Below are 22,105 nucleotides of genomic sequence, written 5' to 3' on the forward strand. Positions count from 1 at the left end.
CCTTCTCGCCGCAAAACGGTTCCAGGCCGACAAGATCACAATTATCGTGATCTAGATCAGTGCGCCGCGAAGCGACCAGGGATGGGCCCGTGCCGGACAGAGACCACGACGTGACGTCCACCGAGACTCCGAACGACAACGCTCGACCTCCCGTGGACACGACGAAGCCGAGCATTTCGCGGGTCTACGACGTCATGCTCGGCGGCAAGGACAACTTCGCCGTCGACCGTCAGGTGGCGGAGATGGCCCTGCGGATCGCCCCCGACGCGCCGGCCGCCGCCCGGGCCAACCGTGACTTCCTGAAGCGGGTGGTCCGCCACCTGGCGCAGGACGTCGACGTGCGGCAGTTCCTCGACATCGGCTCGGGCCTGCCGACCCAGGGCAACGTGCACGAGATCGCCCAGGAGTTCGCGCCCGACGCGCACACGGTCTACGTCGACATCGACCCCATCGTGCTCGCCCACGGCCGGGCGATCCTGGCCAAGGACGGGCGCACCACGGTCATCGAGGCGGACATCCGCGACCCGGAGTCGATTCTCGGGCACCCCGAGGTCACGAGGCTCATCGACTTCACCAAGCCCGTCGGCCTGCTGCTGTTCGCGATCCTGCACCACCTGAACGACGACGAGGACCCGGAGGGGACCGCCGGACGGTACCGCGACGCGCTGTCTTCGGGCAGCTACCTCGCCGTCTCGCACTTCCACAACCCCGGCGACAAGCACCCCGAGGTGTCGGCTCAGGCCACCTCGGCCGAGAGGCTGTTCAACGAGAACCTCGGCACCGGGCGGTGGCGCACCCACGACGAGATCGTGGCCTATTTCGGTGACTTCGAGCTCCTTGACCCGGGGCTCGTCCCGCTGGCGGAATGGCGGCCGGAGCCGGACGACATTCCCGAGCAGGGGATCACGTATCACACCTTCGTGGGAGGCGTCGCCCGTAAGGCGTGAACCCGCCCCGTCTGGGAGATCGTTGCGCGCATCGGTTGACAGGCGTCGTCGCAGGCGATGATGCTCGAAAGTGGTCCGCCCCACTGAAGGAAGGCGGCACTTCCCGATGACGAAGGCCCCCGGACGCCTGTCGCAGGCCTCGATGCCGGACGTCCTGTACACCGACGACCAGCTCAGCATCCGGTGCTCCGGCCGCGGCCGCATCCGGCTGAGCGGGCAGATCGACGTGACCAACAGCGACGCCGCGATCAAGGCCCTGCTCCTCCTGTACGGCGGGGGGCAAGCCCCGACCTGCGACGTCGAGGACCTGGAGTTCATCGACCTCTACGGCCTGCGCACCCTCACCCTGTTGTCCGACGACCCGGTCGATCACCCGGTACGGCTGAGCAACGTCCAGCCCGGGCTGGAGCGTGTCCTCGACCTGCTCGCCTGGCCCACCTTCGCGATCACCTAGGGAGTTTCCAACAAACTCGCCCGTCTGTCCGATTTCCGGACCCGGTGCGAGTTTCTGCCGTGCCCGATGGAGGAAAGGTAGGAACGACGGCTTCACGGCCGCTCGTGTACACGTCATCGAACCCCCCGGTTCATGCCAGGAGGGGTCATGACTGACATCCGGGCGGGCGGATGTTCCTGACCCGCATGCTCACGACGTCGGCCGCGCTGCTTCGCGGCGTGCTGCCCGACCCTCTCAAGGACGTCCTGCCGACGGTCCGCCAGGTCAGGCCGTACCCCGCCGGCCTGCGGGTCGACCTGCACGGCATCGGCGCCCACGGCACCGAGCGCGCGGCGAGGCGACTGGAGAAGCGGCTGTGCGCGCTCCCCCACGTGGACAGGGCGGAGGTCAACGGACGGCTCGGCAGCGTCTTCGTCGTATGCGACGGGGAGAAGGTCGACGAGGACGAGCTGATCGCGATCGTGGCCGAGCTGGACGACCAGGAGGACCGCGCTCCCCATGCACCGGCCCGCCTGAGAGACGAGCATCTGCGCGCCACGGTCCGCCTGGCCGCCGGCGTCGGGGGCATCGGCCTGGTCTTCGCGGGCAGGGCCGCCAATCTCCCGAGCCTGCCGCTCACCGTCCCCTCGGTGCTGCATCTGGTGAACTCCACCCCGGCCCTGCGCGAGCAGTTGGACCGTCGCCTCGGCCACCGCGCCACGACCGCCATGTTCACAGCGGCGACGATGATCACGCAGACGCTGGCGTTGCGGCCGCTGGGGCTGCTCGTGCAGTCGATGGCGTCGGTCGGCCGCTTCGTGGAGGCCCGGGCCGGCCGGTACGCGTGGGAGGAGCTCGAGGAGAGGCTCTCCCACCAGGACGGCGCCTACCGGCACATCAAAACCCCCGCGCGGGAACGGCCGTGCCCCCTGCCCCACGGCCCGGTCGAGCGTTACGCCGACCTCGCCAGCCCGGCGACGGCGGGCGCGTACACGGTCACCCGGCTGCTCACGGGCAGCGGCGATCGGGCGCTGTCCGTGCTGATCTCGGCCACCCCCGACGTCGCGGCGCACTGTCGCGACGCCTTCTCCGGCGCGATCAGCCGGGCTCTCGGGGAGCGCGACACGGTCGTCCTCGACGCCACCTGCCTGCGCTCCATGGACCGCGTCGACACGGTGATCCTCGACGCGGACTGCCTCATGACCGGATCGTGGACGATCGACCGCGTCGTGCCCGTCGGCGACGGCATGGACACCGGCGAGTTGTACGCGCGGCTCCACACCCTGATCGACTTCACCGATCCGACCGGCACGAGATCCGGCGACGGCGTGACGGTGGCGCCGCTCGCCGACCTGGACGCACATCTTCCGGCCGAGGCGCCCTCGTGGCGGGAGCGGGGACTGCGCCCTGTCGAGGTGAAGAGAGAGGGCCGCCTGATCGCGGTCGCCGGACTGGCCCACGAGGTCGACCCCATGGCGGAGGCCGTGGTCGCCAGGGCCAAGGCGGCCGCGACGACCGTGATCCTCGCGGGAGGCGACGATGGCCTCGCCCGGCGGCTCGCCCTCGGACAGCCGGTCCCCGGGGGCCCTGAACTCGCGGACACGATCTACGAGCTCCAGTCCGAGGGGCACTGCGTCCTGGTGGTGTCACGCGGCTGCCGCGAGGCGCTGGCCCAGGCCGACCTCGGCGTCGGCGTCATGGACGAGTCGGGCCCCGTGCCGTGGGACGCCGACGTCGTGGGCGACTCCGAGGGCGTTCACCTGCTGCTGAGCTGCCTGCCGACCGCGGCGCGGGTCAGCAGGAACGGTGTACGGCTCGGCGCCACAGCGGGGGTCGTCGGCAGCCTGCTCTCGATCGCGGGGCCGGAGGCCACCGCGCTGAACCGGGCGCAGCTCGTGAGCGCCGGCGTCTCGGCCGTGGCCCTGGTCATCGGTGAGTGGGCCGGCCAGAGCGCCGGCCGTGTCACCGCGCCGCTGCGCGCCGACGCCACGCCCTGGCACGCCATGTCGGCCAAGGACGTCCTGTCCCGGCTGGGCTCGTCCAGCCAGGGGCTCGCCGAGGTGGAGGCCGCACAGCGACGGGAGGCCGCACGACCCGAGGGGGAACCTCAGGGGCCGCCGTCACTGGCGCGCACGACGTTCGAGGAGCTGGCGAACCCGCTGACTCCCGCTCTGGCGGCGGGGGCGGGCATCTCCGCCCTGATCGGATCGGTCCTCGACGCCGTGCTGATCGGCAGCGTCATGACGATCAACGCCTTCCTCGGCGGCGTCCAGCGGTCCAGGGCCGACCGTGCGCTGACCCGGCTGACCGAGGCCACCGCCGTGCGGGTGCGGCTGCGCCGTCCCGAGGGGACGGTCGAGGCGACCAGGGAGGACCTGGCCCCCGGCGACGTCGTGGAGTTGCGCGCCGGCGACGCCGTGCCGGCCGACGGGCGAGTGATCAAGGCGGTCGGCCTCGAGGTCGACGAGTCGACCCTCACCGGCGAGTCGCAACTGGTCACCAAGACGGCGGCGCCGACGGTCGCCATGGCCGTCGCCGACCGGAGCTCGATGGTGTACCAGGGCACGACGATCGCGGCGGGCAGCGGCCGCGCGGTGATCGTCGCGACGGGCGACATGACGGAGGCGGGGCGCAGCGCGAAACTCGCCGGGGAGGCCGCCCCGCCGACCGGCGTCGAGTTGCGGCTGCGCGAGCTGAGCAGCCGGATCCTCCCCGTCTCGATCGCGTCGGGCTTCGTGCTGCTGGCCATCGACCTGTTCCGGGGACGCAGCCTTGCCACCGCGCTCACGCCCGCGGTGAGCCTCACCGTCGCGGCAGTGCCCGAAGGGCTGCCCTTCGTCGCGACCGTCGCCGAGCTCGCCGCGGCGCGCCGGTTGTCGAAGCGCGCCGCGCTGGTGCGCAACCCGTCCACGATCGAGGCGCTCGGCCGGGTGAACGTGTTGTGTTTCGACAAGACGGGGACGCTGACCGAGGGGCACATCAGCCTGCGCCACGTGTCCGACGGCCGGGAAAGCTGCTCCGTGGACGATCCGGCTCCGGCGCTGAAGCGGATCGTCGCCGCGGCCGTACGCGCCAGTCCCCGGTCGGGCGACGGCCACGTCATCGCCCACCCCACCGACCGCGCGGTCGTCGACGGCGCCGAGCGCATGGGCGTGACGCCGGGCGAGGGCCTGGCCACCTGGGAGCGCGTCGACGAGTTGCCCTTCGAACCCGGGCGCGGCTACCACGCCGTGCTCGGCCTCACCGAGTCCGGGCACCTGCTCAGCGTCAAGGGTGCCCCCGAGATCGTGCTCACCCACTGCACCACGATGTTCGACGGGACCCGGCAGGTCCCGTGCGACGACGCCGCGCGGCGGGCGCTGGAACAGGAGGTCGACAGGCTCGCACGCCAGGGTGACCGCATCCTCGCCGTCGCGCAGCGTCCCGCCTCCGATCGACGGGACCTCGACGAGGCGCGCATCGACGACCTCTGCTTCCTGGGCTTCCTCGGCCTCGCCGATCCGGTGCGCCCGACCGCGGCGGAGAGCGTCGACCGGCTCATCCGCGCAGGCGTCCGGATCGTCATGGTGACCGGCGACCATCCGAGCACGGCTGAGGCCATCGCCGTCGAGCTCAACGCGTTGAACGGCCGGGGCATCATGACCGGGCCCGAACTGGACGAGATGGACGACGAGGCCCTGACGAAGATCCTTCCCGACGTGGCGGTCTTCGCCCGGGCCACGCCGGCCCACAAGGCGCGGATCGTCACCTGCCTGCGCCAGGCCGGAGAGGTCGTCGCCGTCACGGGCGACGGCGCCAACGACGCCCCCGCCATCCGCATGGCCGACGTGGGCATCGCGCTGGGTACGCGGGCCACCCCCGCGGCCCGGGGCGCGGCCGACCTCGTGGTCACCGACGACCGCATCGAGACGATCGTCGACGCGATCGTCGAAGGCCGCGCCATGTGGGGCTCGGTCCGGGACGCGCTGAGCATCCTGCTGGGCGGGAACATCGGAGAGATCGCCTTCACTGTGGGATCGAGCGTGCTCGCCGGGCGGAGCGCGCTGAACGCCCGCCAGCTCCTGCTGGTCAACCTGCTCACCGACATGGTGCCCGCCATGGCGGTGGCCGTCAGGCCGCCCGCGGCGACCGACCCGGAAAAGCTCCTGGCCGAAGGACCGGAGGCCTCACTCGGAGCCACGCTGACCAGGGACATCTACCTGCGGGCCGTCATCACGGCGACGGCCGCCACGGCCGCGTGGACGCTGGGACGCGTGACCGGCACCCGGGGCAGGGCGGACACGATCGGGCTGGTCGCGCTCGTCTCGGCGCAGCTGATGCAGACCCTGACCAACGGCGGGAGGGACAAGGTGGTCCTGCTGGCCGCCCTGGTGTCGCTCGCCGTCCTGTGGGCGATCGTCACCGTCCCCGGTGTCAGCAGGTTCTTCGGGTCCCGTCCGCTCGGTCCGCTGGCCTGGTGCATCGCTCTGGGAAGCGCGGCGGCGGCGACGGCCGCCGGCATACTGCTCCAGCCGATCGCCGAGGCCGTACGCGAGGCGGAGTCGGAGACGGGAACCGAGGAGCCGGAGACGGAACCGGAGCCCGAAGCCGCCTGATCGTCAGACGGCTCTGAAGTCGGCGAAGTCGAATCCGGGGGACACCACGCAGCTCACGAGCACGCCCTCCGAACCCGCCGGGCGAGCCGCCTGCCAGACCCCCGCCGGCACGAGCGCCTGGGGCACCTGGCCGTGCTCGACCTCGGGACCGAGCGTGATCGTCCGCTCCTCACCCGGCCGGTCGCCTGCGCCCCCGAGCACGAGGGACAGCGGGCCGCCCCGGTGCCAGAACCAGACCTCGTCCGAGCGGACCACGTGCCACACCGACTCCTCTCCCGGGTGGAGGAGGAAGTAGATGCCCGTGGCGCTCTGACGCGGCCCGCCGTAGCCGGGCGGCTCGAAGCTCGCGGACGTCCGCCAGGTCTCGCGGAACCACCCGCCCTCGGGGTGCGGGAGCAGGTCGAGGGCCTCGGCGACGACCGGTCGCTCCCGGACCGCGACGAACGCGCCGGTCACGTCTCTGCGCAGGAACCGGACCCGCCCGTCGTCGTCAACGGCGACGACCGGCTCGGGACCGTCGAACGCCTCGGCCGCGACGCGCAACGCGTCCGCGTCGTCGGACGCGGGAAACGAGGGCCCGCCGGGATAGGACGCCAGAGTCATGACCAGCACGCCGCCGATCGTACGGCAGGCCTCGGCGCGGACGGCACGAGCCTCATTCGGCGGCGGTCAGATGACCATGGGGGACGCCGCCCACGGACGAGATCGCCAGATATGGGGTCTTAGACTCCGATTCATGCGGCGACTGAGCAGCACCGTGGTCGTGGTGGCGGGGGATCATGCGGCGGACGTGGTCTCCGCGCTCGACGGCCTGCACAACGTGCGGGCGATCACTCGCGGCGAGCGTCCGGCGGCGGACGTGACCGAGACGGTGACACGCGCGCGGGCGACCTATGTGGTGCACGACGCCGATCCTCTCGCCGACGTCGGCGCCGCCTGGGCGGACTTCTTCGACGGCGCCGCACCCACCGGGGGCCTGGAGATCGCGATTGAGGCGGCCCTCGCCGGGCTGCGCGGCGACCGCCTCATCCTTCCCGACTACTACGTCGTCCTCGACCCCGACGACCTGCCGGCCACCCGGCGGCACTGGTGGCTGGGCGTGCTCGCCGGAGCCGCGCCGACCCGCGTCGTGCCCGCCCCGGCGTCCGCGGCGGTCGTCGGAGAACTGCTCGGGCACCTGGCGCCCGGCCGGTGGTGGCCCGACGACCTCGACGGCTGGCTGCGCGGGCTGCCTCAGGCCGTACCGGACCGGGTCGGTCTTCCCGGCGATCCCTCGATGCGCGACGCCTGAGCCATTCATCCCTTTAAACGCAATAATCCCAGTAGTCCGGCGAAAATAAATAAACTCCATTTCGCGATAATTGGTGGATAAGATCCCCCAATATGCGCCGCCTCTCCCGGCCTTTGATCATTTGTGTCCTCCTCCTCACCGCGTGTTCACCCGCCGCCCCCTCGCCCACGCCGATTCCTCTGTCCGGCGCGAGAAAGGGCGCCGCGCCCGCGGCGACGCCGTCGCCTTCGGCCTCGCCGTCCCCGGCGCCGACTCAGCTGCTCACGGTCCCCCTCGGCCACCCCGCAGTGGTCGACAGCCCGCTCTACGCCGCACCCCGGGTGAAAGCGAGCTGCGACATTCCCGCGATCACGTCGGGCAGCCGGCCGTCCATGAACAAGTACATGGCCGCCGTCTCGACCTGTCTGGACCGGATCTGGGCGGGCTCGTTCAAGGAGGCGAGGATCTACTTCACGCCGCCCAAGCGGAAGTTCGTGCAGCGCCGCGTGCGCGATCCCGCGTGCGGGATGATGCCCGCCAAAGGGGCCGACGGGACCTACTGCGGCGCGACCACGACCTACTACGTCCTGGTCCCGAAGTACTCGCTGCGGCCCTGGGCGGCAACGTGGATATCCGAGGTGATCGCCCACGAGTACGGCCATCACGTCCAGTACTGGACGAACATGCTGGCCTACGAGGAGGCGGCAGCCGACGTCGCCGACAAGCGATCGGCCGCGGACCTGCTGAGCCGGCGCCTCGAACTGCAGGCCGAATGCTTCGCCGGAGTGGCCGTGTCCGCGATGCGCCGTCAGATGCCGCCGTGGCAGGAGTACCGCGACCTGTACTGGGGCACGCTCGACGGCGCGTGGATCCGCGACCACGGCCGGCTGTCGACCCAGCTGAAGTGGCTCGAGAAGGGGTACCGCTCCGGCAGGCCGGGTGCGTGCGACACCTGGTCGGTCCCGAAGAGAGAGGTCACCTGACGGGCACGGCGCCACCTGTCCGGCCGCGGTCAGCCGGCCGCCGTTGGCTTCTTGGGCAACCGCGCGGACACCGCCGCGATGGGCACCAATCGCATGATCCCCCCGCGAACGTGACGCTAAGGTGACCGGCGTGGACATCGACGCCTGGTGGACGCTCATCGAACGCGCGCGTACGGCCGTCGCCGACCGGGCCGACGACAGGAACCTCCCCGACGACCCGCTGCCGTCCGCGCTCACGGATCTGCTCGCCGAACTGGACGCGGCCGAGATCATCGAGTTCGCACTGCTGGAGATTCAGGTCACCGACTCCGCCTATCTGCGGCCGCTCTGGAACGCGGCGTACCTCATCGAGGGCGGCTGCGGCGACGACGGCTTCATGGACTTCCGCGACGGGCTCGTCCTGCAGGGGCGGGAGACGTTCACGCGCGCCGTCGCCGATCCCGACTCTCTGGCCGGCCTGCCGGTCGTGGTGCTGATGAGCGGCGAAGACGGCGGGTGGATCGGCTACGAGGGGCTCTCGTACCTGGCTCGCGAAGCGTACGGACGGGTCACGGGCGAGACCAAGTCGTTCGACGCGGCGATGGAGGCCGCGGTGCCCCAGATGGACAGGCCCGCACGCGCGTCCGGCGAGGACTGGGACGTGGAGGACGACGACGAGAACCGCCGCCGCCTTCCCCGCCTCTCCGCCCTGTTCCTCGACGAGGACGACTGAAGGCCCTGCTCAGCCCGCGCGCTCGGCCGCGCTGCGCTCGACGCAGAACTCGTTGCCCTCGATGTCGGAGAGAGTCGCCCAGCCGGTGCCGTCCTCACGCCGGTGGTCCCCGACGAGGGTCGCGCCGAGCGCCAGCAGCCGTTCGACCTCCTCGTCCCGGGTGCGGTCCTGCGGCTGCAGATCCAGGTGCATCCGGTTCTTGACCGTCTTGCCGTCCGGCACCTGGATGAACAGCAACGAGACGCCCGGCGTCTTCACCAGCGCCTCCGGGTCGCCGGGGTTGTCGTCTTCGCCGAGCGAACCGCCGAGCACCTCGGCCCAGAAGACGGCCAGCCGGTACGCGTCGGCGCAGTCGAGCGTCACATGTCGCACTGAAGAGGTCATGGCGATCATTGTGGTCACAGGCGGATGTGGTGGTCCACCGAGATCCGCCGGAGGGCTCAGCGACGGGTCAGGTCCATGACCCAGTTGACCAGCCAGGTCTCCCCGGAGTCGACGGAGAACGCCTGCTCCCAGCGGGCGGACGTCTCGGTGATGCCCGACCAGACGAACCGCACCAGAACATCCCGGCCGGCGTGGGTGTCCTCGCCGTGGAACTCGCCCCGGCCGTCGGCGAACCGGCCGTAGACCGGCGGGAAGAGCGTGCCCGTGCGCGAACTGGACCAGTACAGGGCCCACTGCTTCTGCTCGGTGTCGTACAGCCGCAGCGTGAGCCCGGCGAAGCCCTTCGTGGGGAACTCGATCTCGTCGAAGTTCGCCCCGCCGCCGAAGTGGCGGGAGGCGTGGCTGACGGCGGGGAACTCCTCCCACTCGCTGTTCTCGTCGAGGAAATCGACCCGCCACCGGTTGGCGACGTCCCAGGTTCCGGTGAGGAAGTCGAAGTCGTTCATGAACGGTCTCCTGTGGTGCCTTCGGGAAGCGAGTCCGCGAGGTAGGCGTCGAGGTCGGGGTGCTCGGGCGCGAGCATGTGCCGCACCCACGCGTCGCGTTCGTGCAGGATCGGCGGCAACTCCCACACGCAGCCGATCAGGGGGCCGGCCAGCCGTACGAAATGGGTGGAGTCGTTGTCCGGGCAGCCCAGCACCGGCTGACCGGCCACCGCGCCGGCGAAGTGCAGGGCGTTGTCCCACATCCAGCTGTACGCGTTGAGGTACGCGCCGTCGTCCCCGCCCCGGTGCAGGACGACGAAGGTGGCGGGCGGCGTGCCGTCCGGCTCCGGCAGGATCTCGGGAAGGATCGCGTAGGCCGCCTTCTCGACCACGGGATCGATGCCGGCCGGGTCGGCGGAGACGTGGTAACGCTTCACGCGGCGGCCGCCCACCTCGACCGGGGGCGGCACCCACAACAGTTTCTCTGCGAAAGCCATGGCTGGACCCTAGGGTCGATTCACTGCCATCTTGTGTCAGTGAAGTCGAGCCGCCTTCTGTCGATCCTCCTGCTGCTCCAGACGAAGGGCCGGATGACCGCCGCCCAGCTCGCCGCGGAGCTGGAGGTCTCCGTGCGGACCGTGTACCGCGACGTCGAGTCGCTGCACGCGGCGGGCGTGCCTCTGTACGGGGACGCCGGGCACTCCGGCGGCTACCAGCTCGTCGCCGGTTATCGCACCCGGCTCACCGGGCTGAGCGCCCCGGAGGCGGAGGCGCTCTTCCTCTCCGGCGTCCCCGGACCCGCCGCCGAGCTCGGCCTCGGCTCTGCTCTCGCGGCCGCCCAGCTCAAGGTCCGCGCCGCGCTGCCGCCCGAGCTGCGCGCGCAGGCCGACCGCATGCGGTCGCGTTTTCACCTCGACGCCCCCGGCTGGTACGCGCAGGACGACGAGGTCCCCCACCTTCCGCAGGTCGCGGACGCCGTGTGGAACAGCCGCGTGCTCGACGTGCGATACCGCCGCTGGAAGGCGCCGACCGACGTGGACAGGCGACTGGAGCCGTACGGCCTGGTGCTCAAGGCCGGGCGGTGGTACGTCGTGGCCGGGCCGGGGCCGCGGACCTACCGGGTCGACCAGATCCTCGGCCTCGACGTGCTGGACGAGGAGTTCACTCCTCCCGACGACTTCGACCTGGGCGCCTACTGGAAGGGCTACCAGGCGGACTTCCACGCCCGTCTGCGGCGAGGCGAGGCGGTCGTCCGTCTCTCACCGCAGGCCGCGTCCCGCCTGACGGGCGCGGCCGCCCAGGCTCTGTCCGAGACGGGAACAGAGGAGCCGGACGGCTGGATCCGCGCGGTCCTGCCCATCGAATCCCACGATCACGCTCACGGGACGTTCCTCGCCATGGGCGCCGACGTGGAGGTCCTCGGCCCGCCGGAGCTGCGTGCCCGCCTCGCCGAGACGGCCCGCGCTCTGGCGGCCCGCTACGCCTCCCTCCTGAGAAAATCGGATATATAGCCCATAATTGCCCTACGGTTCGGCGCCGACGGCGTCGGCCGTGTGCAAGAGGAAGCGAACTTTTCGATTCCCGCCCGCATCTGGTCCGGGGGGCGCCGAGTCCTGAGGGAGGAGAGCAGCGTGCTGTCGAGCGCGGAATCGGATGTGGACCTGGTGCGTGCCGCCCAGGGCGGAGACGCGACCTGCCTCGGACTGCTGGTGTCGCGGCACCAGGCCGGCATGCGGGCGGTCGCGTTGAGCCTGCTCGGATACGGGCCCGACGCCGAGGACGCCGTCCAGGACGCCATGCTGACCGCGGTGCGGCGGATCGGCGACCTGCGGGATCCCGCGGCCGCCGGCCCATGGTTGCGGGCGATCGTACGGAACGAGTGCCGGATGCGCCTCAGGAGAACGGGCGCCGTGCCGTTCGACGATGTGGAGGCCCTGGCTCCGCCGTCCAGCGAACCGACGCCCGAGGAACTGCTCGAGCATCGGTCGATGCGGGACTGGGTCTGGCACGCGGTGGGCGAGTTGTCCGAACCGGTGCGCGTGGTGGCCCTGCTGCGTTACTTCAGCGAAGTGTCGTCCTACGAGCAGATCGCCGCACTGTGCGGGGTGCCGATCGGCACCGTGCGCAGCCGGCTGAGCCAGGCCAGGACCAAGCTCGCCGAGGCGTTGCGCGACACGGCCGACCGGTCACACGACGACGCGGCGTCGTTCACCGCGGCTCGCCGTCAGGAGGCCGAGGAGATGATGGCGCAGGCGCAGAAGGGCGAGTTCGCCGGCGTCGTCGAGGAGCACTGGTGGCCCGACGCCGAGTTCATCGCGCCCGGCGGCCACCTGCTGGGCCGCGACCGTTACGTCGCCGTCAGGGCGATGGAGCACGACCTCTCCCACGGCGTACGGCAGCGCATCGCCGACGTGGTGGCCAGCCGGGACCTGACCATCTGGGAGGCGGACCTGATCAGCCCGCCCGACGACCCGGCACACTGCCCGCCCGGCGTGATCTGGCTGCAGGTCCTTCGTGGGGGCCGGGTCAGGCGACTCCGGCTGTTCCACCCGCGACCGGCGATGGAGCCCGCGCACTGAATCTCGCCGAAAGTCGACGCCGACCCGGCCGAACTTCCCGCCGGGGTGCGGCATCCGGATGACGTGAGCACAGGTCCGCCTGCCGGCGGGCCACAACGTCAGGAGATTCGACATGAGTTCCACCGCCGCGCTTTCACCGGGAACGCGGGAGATCAACATCGACGGCGTCAGGCAGGTCTTCCACGTCGCCGGCACCGGACCCGTGTGCGTGGTGCACCCCGGGGGACCGGGCATCGCGTGGGAGTACCTGCGGATGCCGGGCCTGGAAGAGCACCTCACCATGGTTTACCTGGAGCCGGTCGGCACCGGGGCCTCCGGCCGCCTCGATGACCCGCGCGAGTACCGGCTGGACGCCTACGCCCGGTTCGTCCATGGTGTCGTCGAGCACCTCGGCCTGCCGAAGGTGTTCCTGCTCGGACATTCGCACGGCGGATTCGTCGCGCAGCGGTACGCGCTGGACCACGCGGACCGGCTCGCCGGGCTGATCCTGTTCGCGACGTCGCCGGTCACGGGTCCGGAGTTCTGGGCCGACGCGGTGGCCAACGTCAACCGCTTTCCGGAGCGGCACCCGGGCCGGCGGGAGGCGGCCGAGATCCCCCAGGCGTTCCAGGACGCCGTCGCGGCGACCGACGACAAGTCGTTCACCGACGGTCTCCGCCGGGTCCTGCCCGCCTACTTCAACGACTACTGGGCGCACGAGCAGATGCTCGAGCCGATGCGCGCCGCGCTGCGGGCATGGATCGACCCGCAGCGCGGGGAGGAACCGGCGCCCTTCGACGTGCGGGACAGGCTCGGCTCGATCGCGCTCCCGACGCTGGTCCTCACCGGCGCGCACGACTTCATCTGCGGGACGCGCTGGGCGTCGATGTTGCACGAGGGAATCCCCGGTTCGCGGCTGACCGTGCTTTCGGAGAGCGGCCACATGGGCCACCTCGAGCAGCCTGAGCTGTTCACCCGCGCGGTCGCCGAGTTCGCTCGCGCCTGACGATCGCCCGTGGCGCCCGGCCGTCGATCTGAGGGGGGACGACCGGGCCCGGGAGGGGGGACGTCACCATGGCGTCCCTCCGAGATCGTCAAAGATCCGTCTCCCGTGCGTTCGCGACGTGCCCGGGCGGGAGCGCGCGAAGCCCGGTCCCGTCGGCCTTCCCGCCTCGTCCCCGGCCTCCCGGCGGCCGAGACCCCGTACGCCACGCCTTGATCGGGCTTCCTGGCCTGCGGAGACTTCCCGAGCGATCATGACTCGTCGGCTTCACTCAGTCTCGGGGGAAAGATGATCAGCAAGCTCGTCACGGCCACGGCGGTCGCCGCCCTCGCGGTCGGACTGTCCGCGTCCTCGTCCTGGGCGGCCTCTTCCGGCTCCGCCTCGCGGGCGCACGCGATGTGCGCGCCGGACAGCCCGCCGTCGTGCGCGGCGGTGCTGTGCCCGGCGGGTTACGCCTGCGTGCCGTCGCCCAAGCAGTGCTTCACCACGCCGTGCCCGCAGGTCGACTGCGTCCCCGTGGCCACCGCGCCCACACCGCAGATCCGGGCCTCGCTGGTTCTCAGCGCCTTCGCCCAGATCGGCAGCCCGCGCACGGTGTTCGTCCGCACGACGCCCGCTCCCGTGTTCGTCCGGACGACCCGGACGTCCACACCTGTGATCGTCCGCACGACGCGGACCACGAGCCAGACCACCGGCCCGGTGATCGTCCGCACGACCCGGACGACGAACCAGACGACCGGTCAGACGACGGTGGTGACACAGACGACACAGACGACCGGCCAGACGACGCAGACGACCAGTCCGGTGATCGTCGGCACGACGGCCTATCACACGCCGTAACCGGCGCGGACGCCGTTCGGAGAACGGGGGGCCGCTTCCGATGATCGGGAGCGGCCCTCCGCCCGGCGCGTCGCGGGGCGGAGGCGGTGCCAGGATCAGCCCGAGGCCTGCTCGTAACGGACGAGCCGGGCCTGCATGTCGGGATACGGCGACGCAGCGGGGACGGCCCGGCCGTCACGGACGGCGACCGCGACCTCGGCGGCGGCGTCGATCGCCGCGCGGTAGGGCAGGGAGCCCGTGCTCACGCGGCGAACACCGAGTTCGGCGAGTTCGTCGACCGAGAGCGCCGGGACCACGAGCACGTTCAACGGAACCCTGATGCCGGCCGCCAGCTCACGAAGCACGGAGGGCTCGGTCGCGCCGGGGACGAAGACTCCGTCCGCACCCGCCTCGACGTAACGGGCCGCGCGATCGAGCGTCGCGTCCACCTCCGCGTCCTCTCCGAGCCAGTACGTGTCGACGCGGGCGTTGACGAACAGGCCGGGACAGCGGCGTTTGATCGCCGTCACCTTCGCGGCGTGCGCGTCCGGCGAGATCAGCCTGCCCGCGGAGCTGTCCTCGATGTTGACCCCGGCCACGCCGAGCGCCGCGACATACTCGGCGACCTCGTCGGGTTCGTCGGCGTAGCCGTCCTCGACGTCCACGCTGATGTGACACGGAAGCCGCGACAGTGCGCGGGCGAGGGTGAGGTTCGCCTCCCGCGTCGAGCGGCCGCCGTCCGGGCGGCCGAGGCTGGAGGCGACACCGAAGCTGGTGGTGCCGATCGCCGCGAAACCGGCGTCGAGGAACGCCAGCGCGGACGGCACGTCCCAGGCGTTGGGAAGGACCAGAGGCCTGTCGCCGTGGTGGAGGTCGCGGAAAGTCGTCGGCATCCGGCCACGTTAGGCGCTGGTCGTTTCGGCGGCGATGGAAGTGAGGCGGCGTCTTCCACGCCGCCCCGGGACCGGCTCCGGCTCTGCGGACCGGAACGTCCAGGCCGGCCGCCGCGGGCCGACCTGGACGTCAGTGATCAGACTCGGTGATCAGACTCGATGATCAGAGTCAGTGATCAGACGAGGTCGAAGCGGTCGAGGGTCATCACCTTGTCCCACGCCGCGACGAAGTCCTTCACGAACTTCTCCTTCGCGTCGTCGCTCGCGTAGACCTCCGCGAGCGCGCGCAGCTCGGAGTTCGACCCGAAGACGAGGTCGGCCCGGCTGCCGGTCCACTTGACCTCGCCCGTGGCGGCGTCGCGACCCTCGAAGGTGTTCGCGTCCTCGGGCGTCGCCTTCCACGTCGTGCCCAGGTCGAGCAGGTTGACGAAGAAGTCGTTGGTCAGGGACCCGGGGGTCGCGGTGAAGACGCCGACCTGCGACTGCTGGGAGTTCGCACCCAGGACGCGGAGACCGCCGACGAGCACCGTCAACTCGGGGGCGCTCAGGGTGAGCAGGTTCGCCCGGTCGATCAGCAGGTACTCGGCGGGCAGCCGGTTGCCCTTCCCGACGTAGTTGCGGAACCCGTCGGCCACCGGCTCGAGGGCGGCGAACGACTCCACGTCGGTCTGGTCCAGCGACGCGTCCACGCGGCCCGGCGTGAAGGGGACCTCCACGTCGAAGCCGGCGGCCTTGGCGGCCTGCTCGACGCCCGCACCGCCGGCGAGCACGATCAGGTCGGCGAGCGAGATCCGCTTGCCACCGGTCTGCGCGGCGTTGAAGGACTCCTGGACGCCCTCCAGGGTGCGCAGCACCGTCGCCAGCTGGTCGGGGTCGTTGACCTCCCAGCCGCTCTGCGGCTCGAGGCGGATGCGCGCGCCGTTGGCGCCGCCGCGCTTGTCGCTGCCGCGGAAGGACGAGGCCGACGCCCATGCGGTGGACACGAGCTGGGACACCGACAGACCCGAGGCGAGGACCTGGCCCTTGAGGGAGGCGACGTCCTCGGCGTCGACGAGCTCGTGCGTCAGCGCGGGCAGGGGGTCCTGCCAGAGCAGCGTCTCGGACGGGACCTCCGAGCCGAGGTAGCGCACGACCGGGCCCATGTCACGGTGGGTCAGCTTGAACCACGCACGGGCGAAGACGTCCGCGAACTCGTCGGGGTTCTCGTAGAAGCGACGCGAGATCTGCTCGTAGACCGGGTCGACGCGGAGCGCGAGGTCGGTCGTCAGCATCGTCGGGGCGTGGCTCTTCGACGCGTCGTAGGCGTCGGGGATGGTGCCCGCGCCGGCGCCGTCCTTCGCCACCCACTGGTGCGCGCCGGCGGGGCTCTTGGTCAGCTCCCACTCGTAGCGGAACAGGTTCTCGAAGAAGCCGTTGCCCCACTGGGTCGGCGTGCTGGTCCACGTGACCTCGAGGCCACTGGTGATCGCGTCGGCGCCCTTGCCGGTGCCGTAGCTGCTCTTCCAGCCGAGGCCCTGGTCCTCGATCGAGGAGCCCTCGGGAGCGACGCCGACGTGGTCCGCCGGGCCCGCACCGTGGGTCTTGCCGAAGGTGTGGCCACCCGCGATCAGGGCGACCGTCTCCTCGTCGTTCATCGCCATCCGGCGGAACGTCTCACGGATGTCGCGGGCCGCCGCGAGCGGGTCCGGGGTGCCGTTCGGGCCCTCGGGGTTGACGTAGATGAGGCCCATCTGGACCGCGGCGAGAGGGGTCTCGAGCTCACGGTCGCCGGTGTAGCGCTCGTCGCCCAGCCAGGTGGTCTCGGGGCCCCAGTAGACGTCCTCGTCGGGCTCCCAGACGTCCGCACGGCCGCCGGCGAAGCCGAAGGTCTTGAAGCCCATCGACTCCAGGGCGACGTTGCCGGTGAGGATCATGAGGTCGGCCCACGAGATCTTCTGGCCGTACTTCTTCTTGACCGGCCACAGCAGACGGCGGGCCTTGTCGAGGTTGCCGTTGTCCGGCCAGCTGTTGAGGGGGGCGAACCGCTGCTGTCCGGCGCCGGCGCCGCCGCGGCCGTCGCTGATCCGGTAGGTGCCCGCGCTGTGCCACGCCATGCGGATCATGAACGGGCCGTAGTGGCCGAAGTCGGCCGGCCACCAGTCCTGCGAGGTGGTCAGCACCTCCAGGATGTCCTGCTTCACGGCCGCAAGGTCGAGGCCCTTGAACGCCTCGGCGTAGTCGAACTCCTCGCCGAGCGGGTTGGCCACGGCGGGGTTCTTGGCGAGGATCTTCAGGTTCAGCCGCTCCGGCCACCACTGGCGGTTGCCGCCGCCCTGGGTCGGGTGCGCGGCGCGCCCGTGCGCGACCGGGCAGCCGCCGCCCTCCGTCTTCTCGTCTGCGGCGATTGCATCATTGTTCTCAGACATGGAAATCCTTCTGAACTAGCGGATCACGTGATCAGGAACTGCGGGCAGGGGAACAGGCGGGGCACAGGCCCCAGTAGATGACATCGGCCTCGTCGATCGAGAAGCCGTGGTCGTCGGACGCGGTGAGGCACGGCGCATGGCCGACCGCGCAGTCCACGTCGGCGACGGCGCCACACGACCGGCACACGACGTGGTGGTGGTTGTCCCCGACACGCCCCTCGAACCGGGCCGGACTGCCGGCGGGTTCGATGCGGCGGACGAGTCCCGCCGCGGTGAGCGCGTGCAGGGCCTCGTACACGGCTTGCAGGGAAACGTGGCCTACGCGATCACGCACCCCGGAGGCGATCGCCTCGACCCCGAGGTGGTCACCGTCCCGGACGGTCTCGAGCAGAGCGACACGGGCGGCCGTCACCCGCAGGCCTGCCCCGCGTAACTCCTCGGCGCTGGTCGGAGTCTTGGGTGCGGTCATGACGCCAAACCTTACAGCCATAAACACGAACTATCCAAGAGAACGAATAATCCAAGTTTGGGGTCGCGACAGACGGAGTGGTCGGCGATGCGGCATGACGTGCCGTCCGGACCCGGCGTCAGGCCGTATCGGACTGGTAACAACATCTCGCCCTGAAGTAAGGCAATGCGTACTGTCGCGATCCATGAGACCCCCCATTGCGCTCATGGCCCTCGTGGCGCTCACCGCACTGTCCGGCTGCGGTTCCGATACGACCGCCGAGGACGCCCCCTCCGGCGCGCCGTCCGTCGTGGTGGCGAGCATCGCATCGGTCACCGGACTGCCGCCGATGCCGGACGAGTCCACCCAGACGAAGTACATAGAGGCACTCAAGGCGATCGACCCCGAGATCGTCGGCGACCAGGACGAGACCGCGATCGTGAATCACGGCCGCGACCAGTGCGTCTCGGTCAGGGACTGGCCGAAGGAGCAGGCGAAGCTCATCGGGTTGACCGCCAAGCGGTTCAAGGCGCCCGGACACCCTGACGGGTTCGGCAACACGAAGAACAAGCAGATCCTCGCCGCGGTGCGGAAGTACCTCTGCCCCTCTTACTAGTTCCAGACACGCGAATGCCCTGCTCGGGGGCAGGGCCGCGCTGCCACCGTGGCCGACGCCGACGAGACGACACTCGCCCGGATGCTGAGCCGTGTTCGCGTCGCGCGGGCCGGAACGCCCTTGATCGTGTTCTGGCATCCGCCTGACTTCCGGTGATCTTTGAGCCGGCGTGCGGTACTCGATACGACCCCACGCGGGCTACAGAAGTACCCGAAACCCGACATCTGGGACGATGGGAAGATCAACGAAGGAGGTGATGACCATCCGTGCCGCTTACGTCGAACAGTGCGGCCCCGCGTCCTCGATCAGGTACGGCGAGCTCCCCGACCCGGTGCCGGCCCCCGACGAGGTCCTGGTACGGGTGACCGCGACGGCCGTCAACCGGGTGGACACGTTCGTGCGCTCCGGCGCCTACCGCACGCCGATCCCTCTGCCGCTGGTGCTCGGCCGTGACCTCGTCGGCGAGGTGGCCGACCCCGGCGCCTCCGGGCTCGCACCCGGCACCCGCGTATGGTCCAACAGCCTCGGGTACGGCGGACGCCAGGGCGCCTCGGCGGAACTCGCGTGCGTGCCCGCCGACCGGCTCTACTGGCTGCCCGACGGGGTGGATCCGCTCGACGCCGTCGCCGTGCTGCATCCGGCCGCCACCGCCTACACGGGCCTGGTCCACCACGCCCGGATGCGCTCCGGGGAGACCCTGTTCGTGGCCGGCGGCAACGGGGCCGTCGGCACCTGCCTCATCCGGATGGCCAAGGACCTCGGCGTCCGCGTGATCGCCGCCGCCCGCGGCCCCCGCAACACGGAGTACTGCGCCGAGCTGGGCGCCGACGAGGTGATCGACTCCACCGCGGCCGACCCGGTCGCCGTCCTGCGCGGACCGGCCCCGCGGGGCGTGGACGTCTACTGCGACACAAGCGGGCGCGGCTCCCTCGGCTCCGCGGTCGACGCCCTCGCCGACCGGGGGCGCGTCCTGGTGATGGCCGGGCTGGCGAGCGCAGTGGGCGGGGACTCCCTCGACGTCGGCCGGCTTTATGTCCACGACAGGTCCGTGGCCGGCTTCGTGATCAGCCTGGCCACGACCACTGAACTGGCCGAGGCCGCCGCCTGGATCAACCGGCGACTGCCCCGCGACGGCCTCCGCCTGGACACCACGGTCCTCCCGCTGGCACAGGCCCGCGAGGCGCACGAGGACATCGAGGCCGCCGCCCGGGGTGAGGCCCGCCGACACCGCGGACGCGTCGTGCTGCGCATCGGCCGATCGGCCACACCAAGGTGAGGTTCGTGCGCATCCCACAGGCAGGTGTACGCGTCAGCGGGGCATCGCCTTGAACGACAACAAGAAGCAGTCGCTCGTCTTCTTCGTACTCGGCTGCCTGGCCCTCGTCGCCGGGACTGTCACCTCCATTCTCGTGAGCAGGTTCCAGGGGGCACCTGTACTCGGGTGTGCAGCGGTGATCTTCGCTGGCGCGTGGATCTTCGAGAGACGATCCCGTTCCTAAGGAACGACCTGCATTGGGGCGGTGGCGCGACCAGTGGCCGGCGGATGGGCGCGGGCAGGGCGCGGCGGGCGTGCGGCGACGGCCCCGAGTCCTGCGCGCCGCCGGAACCGGCCTCTACGCCGTCCGCCAGACCACCGCATGATCGAACCCCGCAGACCGGAGGCCGAAACGGGCGTTCAAAGACCGCAGAACCGAGCGCGAACGTCGGCCCTATGCGGTCGGCCGGTTGTGCTTTCCGTCGAGCCAAAGCGTGTCGGACTCGTCGCGGTGCGAGCCCGAGGTTCCGACATGTTTGGAGTCGATCTTGGCCCCCTTCTTGATGACGTGCACCAGAGCCATCGCGTGCCCGCGGCCCAGGCCATAGTCCTGCTTGAGCCACTCGATGATGGGGGTGGCCTTAACCGAGGGATCGTCGAAGCCGCGTTCGTGGGCGAGCGTGATGAACTCGCGCGGTGTCAGCCCGGTCTTGTCTTCGATGCTGTCGAGGTAAGCCTGGAAGGACATGTGCGTTCTCTCTTTCCTCTTAACTGTCTGGTGTCCGCGGTGCGGCCAGCTGATCGGACACTGTGCGGCGTCACGTCGTGCGTCAGGTGGACTGATAAGTCAGATCCAGCACAGCTGAGGTGGAGGTGGCCGAGCGGGCCATGGTCGGCGGCGTCCGGCTGGTGCCCTCGGGGACGGAACAGCCGCTGACCGATGCCCGGCACGATCGGGTGCGCTCCAGGTCTCCGGAGCCAGCGACATGAACCGCCCAGCCATGATCTTGCGTGCAGCGGTCATCGGATTCTCCTCACGATCAGGGGGTCGCCACGACTCGACGCGGTGTCCTTGCTGGTCACCGGGCGAGGTGTGACCCACGATGCCGTTCGGGCGCGGCGCGCATCAACGTCCGATCACGCGACGATCGTTTACCTGAGTTCAACGAAGCCGTTTGCCTGTGTGATCTGTGGTTGCGGCCCTCATCCGTCGGAATACCCCTCGATCAAGGGCCGCGCACGTGGAACCCCTGTCGCCTGATCGATCGAACCGCCGGGCGCCGGTCGTCACCGGAGCTGCGGGCTGGCGCTCCAGACGTGCTCCACGCCGGACGTGTCAGTCGACGACCGTGAGGACGATCTTCCCGTTCGTACGGCCGGCCTCACCGATCTCGTGGGCCTTGGCGGCCTGATCCAGCGGGAGGACCGTGTGAATCTCGGGCGTCAGCCGACCGGAGTCCACGAGCGCGGCGATCTCCCGCATCCCTGCCTGGTCAGCCTCGACGATCATGAAGGTCGAGCGGAATCCGAGGGCGCGTGCCTGAACCGACAGCTGTGCCTCGGCCGGAGACGCGAGCGAGACGACGATGCCCCCCTCGCGCAGGGTGCGCAGCGAGCGCGGGCCGTACTCGCCGCCGATGGTGTCGACCACGATGTCGATGTCACTGACCGCCGAGGCGAAGTCGGTGCCGGTGTAATCGATGACCTCGTCCGCGCCGAGGCGCCGCACGAAGTCGTGCTTGGTGCTACTGGCGGTGCCGATGACATGAGCGCCGAACGCCTTGGCGATCTGTACCGTGACATGGCCGACTCCTCCCGCCGCGGCATGGACCAGCACGCGGTGGCCGGGGCGCACATGGGCGGTGTCGACCAGCGCCTGCCATCCGGTCAGCGCGACCAACGGCAGCGCGGCGGCCTGAACGTGGGACAGCGAGGCCGGCTTGCGAACCAGATGCCGCGACGGGGAGACCACGTATTCGGCATAGGTGCCGGCGGGTCGTGGCTGCAATGGCATGCCGAACACCTCCTCGCCGGGCTCGAACAGGGTCACGCCCAGTCCGACCTGCTCGACCACGCCGGAGACATCCCACCCCAGCCGAATCGGCCCTGCACCCTCCGCCAGCCCGCCGGTGGCCCTGTGCCAGAAATCGGTCGGGTTGACCGAGGTCGCATGAACCCGGACGAGCACCTCGCCGGGGCCCGGCTCCGGACGTTCCACCTCGACGATCTTCAACACTTCCGGACCGCCGAGGGAGTCCTGACCGATCGCGCGCATGCTCATCTTCCTCTGCTCTCGAGG

General features: G+C 70.7%; 21 protein-coding genes. 12 read left to right on the top strand and 9 right to left on the bottom strand.

Going from position 1 to position 22,105, the window contains the following annotated elements:
* Positions 1–89 precede the first annotated feature (89 nt).
* The 3 genes from Pph01_RS30010 to Pph01_RS30020 all read left to right on the top strand — a co-directional run bounded on the left by Pph01_RS30010 (position 90) and on the right by Pph01_RS30020 (position 5,975).
* Positions 90–947 carry an SAM-dependent methyltransferase gene (locus Pph01_RS30010; RefSeq protein ID WP_239117119.1) on the top strand — a complete coding sequence of 286 codons (858 nt, stop codon included), beginning with the start codon at positions 90–92 and terminating at the stop codon, positions 945–947.
* Between the two features lie 106 nt (positions 948–1,053).
* The gene (locus tag Pph01_RS30015) at positions 1,054–1,401 is read left to right on the top strand and encodes an STAS domain-containing protein (RefSeq protein WP_204076530.1); all 348 of its coding nucleotides are present in this window, start codon (positions 1,054–1,056) and stop codon (positions 1,399–1,401) included.
* A 185-nt stretch (positions 1,402–1,586) separates the two neighbouring features.
* Positions 1,587–5,975: a cation-translocating P-type ATPase gene (locus Pph01_RS30020; RefSeq protein ID WP_239117120.1), complete on the top strand. Its 4,389-nt coding sequence runs from the start codon at positions 1,587–1,589 to the stop codon at positions 5,973–5,975.
* Between the two features lie 3 nt (positions 5,976–5,978).
* On the opposite strand, the gene Pph01_RS30025 is transcribed toward Pph01_RS30020, so the two are convergent.
* Complete coding sequence (locus Pph01_RS30025; protein WP_204076638.1) at positions 5,979–6,578, bottom strand: cupin domain-containing protein; 600 nt, start codon at positions 6,576–6,578, stop codon at positions 5,979–5,981.
* A 133-nt stretch (positions 6,579–6,711) separates the two neighbouring features.
* Here Pph01_RS30025 and Pph01_RS30030 point away from each other — a divergent pair, with 133 nt between their 5' ends.
* The 3 genes from Pph01_RS30030 (at position 6,712) to Pph01_RS30040 (ending at position 8,940) form a co-directional block, all read left to right on the top strand.
* On the top strand, positions 6,712–7,266 hold the full coding sequence (locus tag Pph01_RS30030) for a hypothetical protein (protein ID WP_204076532.1): 555 nt from the start codon (positions 6,712–6,714) through the stop codon (positions 7,264–7,266).
* A 371-nt stretch (positions 7,267–7,637) separates the two neighbouring features.
* On the top strand, positions 7,638–8,228 hold the full coding sequence (locus tag Pph01_RS30035) for a neutral zinc metallopeptidase (RefSeq protein WP_204076533.1): 591 nt from the start codon (positions 7,638–7,640) through the stop codon (positions 8,226–8,228).
* Positions 8,229–8,358: 130 nt separating this feature from the next.
* Positions 8,359–8,940: a DUF4240 domain-containing protein gene (locus Pph01_RS30040; protein ID WP_204076534.1), complete on the top strand. Its 582-nt coding sequence runs from the start codon at positions 8,359–8,361 to the stop codon at positions 8,938–8,940.
* Positions 8,941–8,949: 9 nt separating this feature from the next.
* Here the strand turns inward: Pph01_RS30040 and Pph01_RS30045 are convergent, their stop codons facing one another.
* The 3 genes from Pph01_RS30045 to Pph01_RS30055 are packed head-to-tail and all read right to left on the bottom strand — an operon-like array spanning position 8,950 to position 10,306.
* A complete protein-coding gene (locus Pph01_RS30045; RefSeq protein ID WP_308441929.1) occupies positions 8,950–9,324 on the bottom strand; it encodes a VOC family protein in 375 nt (124 codons plus the stop codon).
* Between the two features lie 56 nt (positions 9,325–9,380).
* The gene (locus tag Pph01_RS30050; RefSeq protein ID WP_204076535.1) at positions 9,381–9,830 is read right to left on the bottom strand and encodes a hypothetical protein; all 450 of its coding nucleotides are present in this window, start codon (positions 9,828–9,830) and stop codon (positions 9,381–9,383) included.
* Entirely contained in the window at positions 9,827–10,306 is a 480-nt protein-coding gene (locus Pph01_RS30055) for a hypothetical protein (protein WP_204076536.1), read from the bottom strand. Before Pph01_RS30055 ends, Pph01_RS30050 begins: the two co-directional genes overlap by 4 nt.
* 39 nt (positions 10,307–10,345) lie before the next feature.
* On the opposite strand from Pph01_RS30055, the gene Pph01_RS30060 reads away from it, so the two are divergent.
* The 4 genes from Pph01_RS30060 to Pph01_RS30075 all read left to right on the top strand — a co-directional run bounded on the left by Pph01_RS30060 (position 10,346) and on the right by Pph01_RS30075 (position 14,210).
* The gene (locus tag Pph01_RS30060; protein ID WP_204076537.1) at positions 10,346–11,320 is read left to right on the top strand and encodes a helix-turn-helix transcriptional regulator; all 975 of its coding nucleotides are present in this window, start codon (positions 10,346–10,348) and stop codon (positions 11,318–11,320) included.
* A 120-nt stretch (positions 11,321–11,440) separates the two neighbouring features.
* Complete coding sequence (locus Pph01_RS30065) at positions 11,441–12,388, top strand: RNA polymerase sigma factor (RefSeq protein ID WP_204076538.1); 948 nt, start codon at positions 11,441–11,443, stop codon at positions 12,386–12,388.
* A 112-nt stretch (positions 12,389–12,500) separates the two neighbouring features.
* Entirely contained in the window at positions 12,501–13,373 is an 873-nt protein-coding gene (locus Pph01_RS30070; RefSeq protein WP_204076539.1) for an alpha/beta fold hydrolase, read from the top strand.
* Between the two features lie 285 nt (positions 13,374–13,658).
* On the top strand, positions 13,659–14,210 hold the full coding sequence (locus Pph01_RS30075; RefSeq protein WP_204076540.1) for a hypothetical protein: 552 nt from the start codon (positions 13,659–13,661) through the stop codon (positions 14,208–14,210).
* 95 nt (positions 14,211–14,305) lie between these two features.
* Here Pph01_RS30075 and Pph01_RS30080 read toward each other — a convergent pair whose 3' ends face one another.
* The 3 genes from Pph01_RS30080 to Pph01_RS30090 form a co-directional block, all read right to left on the bottom strand.
* On the bottom strand, positions 14,306–15,082 hold the full coding sequence (locus tag Pph01_RS30080) for an isocitrate lyase/PEP mutase family protein (RefSeq protein ID WP_204076541.1): 777 nt from the start codon (positions 15,080–15,082) through the stop codon (positions 14,306–14,308).
* A gap of 176 nt (positions 15,083–15,258) precedes the next feature.
* Entirely contained in the window at positions 15,259–17,487 is a 2,229-nt protein-coding gene (gene katG, locus Pph01_RS30085; RefSeq protein ID WP_204076542.1) for a catalase/peroxidase HPI, read from the bottom strand.
* Between the two features lie 31 nt (positions 17,488–17,518).
* Positions 17,519–17,956 carry a Fur family transcriptional regulator gene (locus Pph01_RS30090; protein ID WP_204076543.1) on the bottom strand — a complete coding sequence of 146 codons (438 nt, stop codon included), beginning with the start codon at positions 17,954–17,956 and terminating at the stop codon, positions 17,519–17,521.
* Between the two features lie 184 nt (positions 17,957–18,140).
* Between Pph01_RS30090 and Pph01_RS30095 the strand changes: the two genes are divergently transcribed.
* Both Pph01_RS30095 and Pph01_RS30100 read left to right on the top strand, forming a co-directional pair.
* Positions 18,141–18,551, top strand: a complete 411-nt coding sequence (locus Pph01_RS30095) for a hypothetical protein (protein ID WP_204076544.1) — start codon at positions 18,141–18,143, stop codon at positions 18,549–18,551.
* Between the two features lie 256 nt (positions 18,552–18,807).
* On the top strand, positions 18,808–19,827 hold the full coding sequence (locus tag Pph01_RS30100) for an NADPH:quinone reductase (RefSeq protein ID WP_239117121.1): 1,020 nt from the start codon (positions 18,808–18,810) through the stop codon (positions 19,825–19,827).
* Between the two features lie 433 nt (positions 19,828–20,260).
* Here Pph01_RS30100 and Pph01_RS30105 read toward each other — a convergent pair whose 3' ends face one another.
* Both Pph01_RS30105 and Pph01_RS30110 read right to left on the bottom strand, forming a co-directional pair.
* Positions 20,261–20,554 carry a DUF4287 domain-containing protein gene (locus tag Pph01_RS30105; RefSeq protein ID WP_204076545.1) on the bottom strand — a complete coding sequence of 98 codons (294 nt, stop codon included), beginning with the start codon at positions 20,552–20,554 and terminating at the stop codon, positions 20,261–20,263.
* A gap of 588 nt (positions 20,555–21,142) precedes the next feature.
* Positions 21,143–22,081, bottom strand: a complete 939-nt coding sequence (locus Pph01_RS30110; RefSeq protein WP_204076546.1) for an NADP-dependent oxidoreductase — start codon at positions 22,079–22,081, stop codon at positions 21,143–21,145.
* Between the last annotated feature and the right edge of the window lie 24 nt (positions 22,082–22,105).

The organism is Planotetraspora phitsanulokensis, from assembly GCF_016863295.1.
GTDB lineage: Bacteria > Actinomycetota > Actinomycetes > Streptosporangiales > Streptosporangiaceae > Planotetraspora > Planotetraspora phitsanulokensis.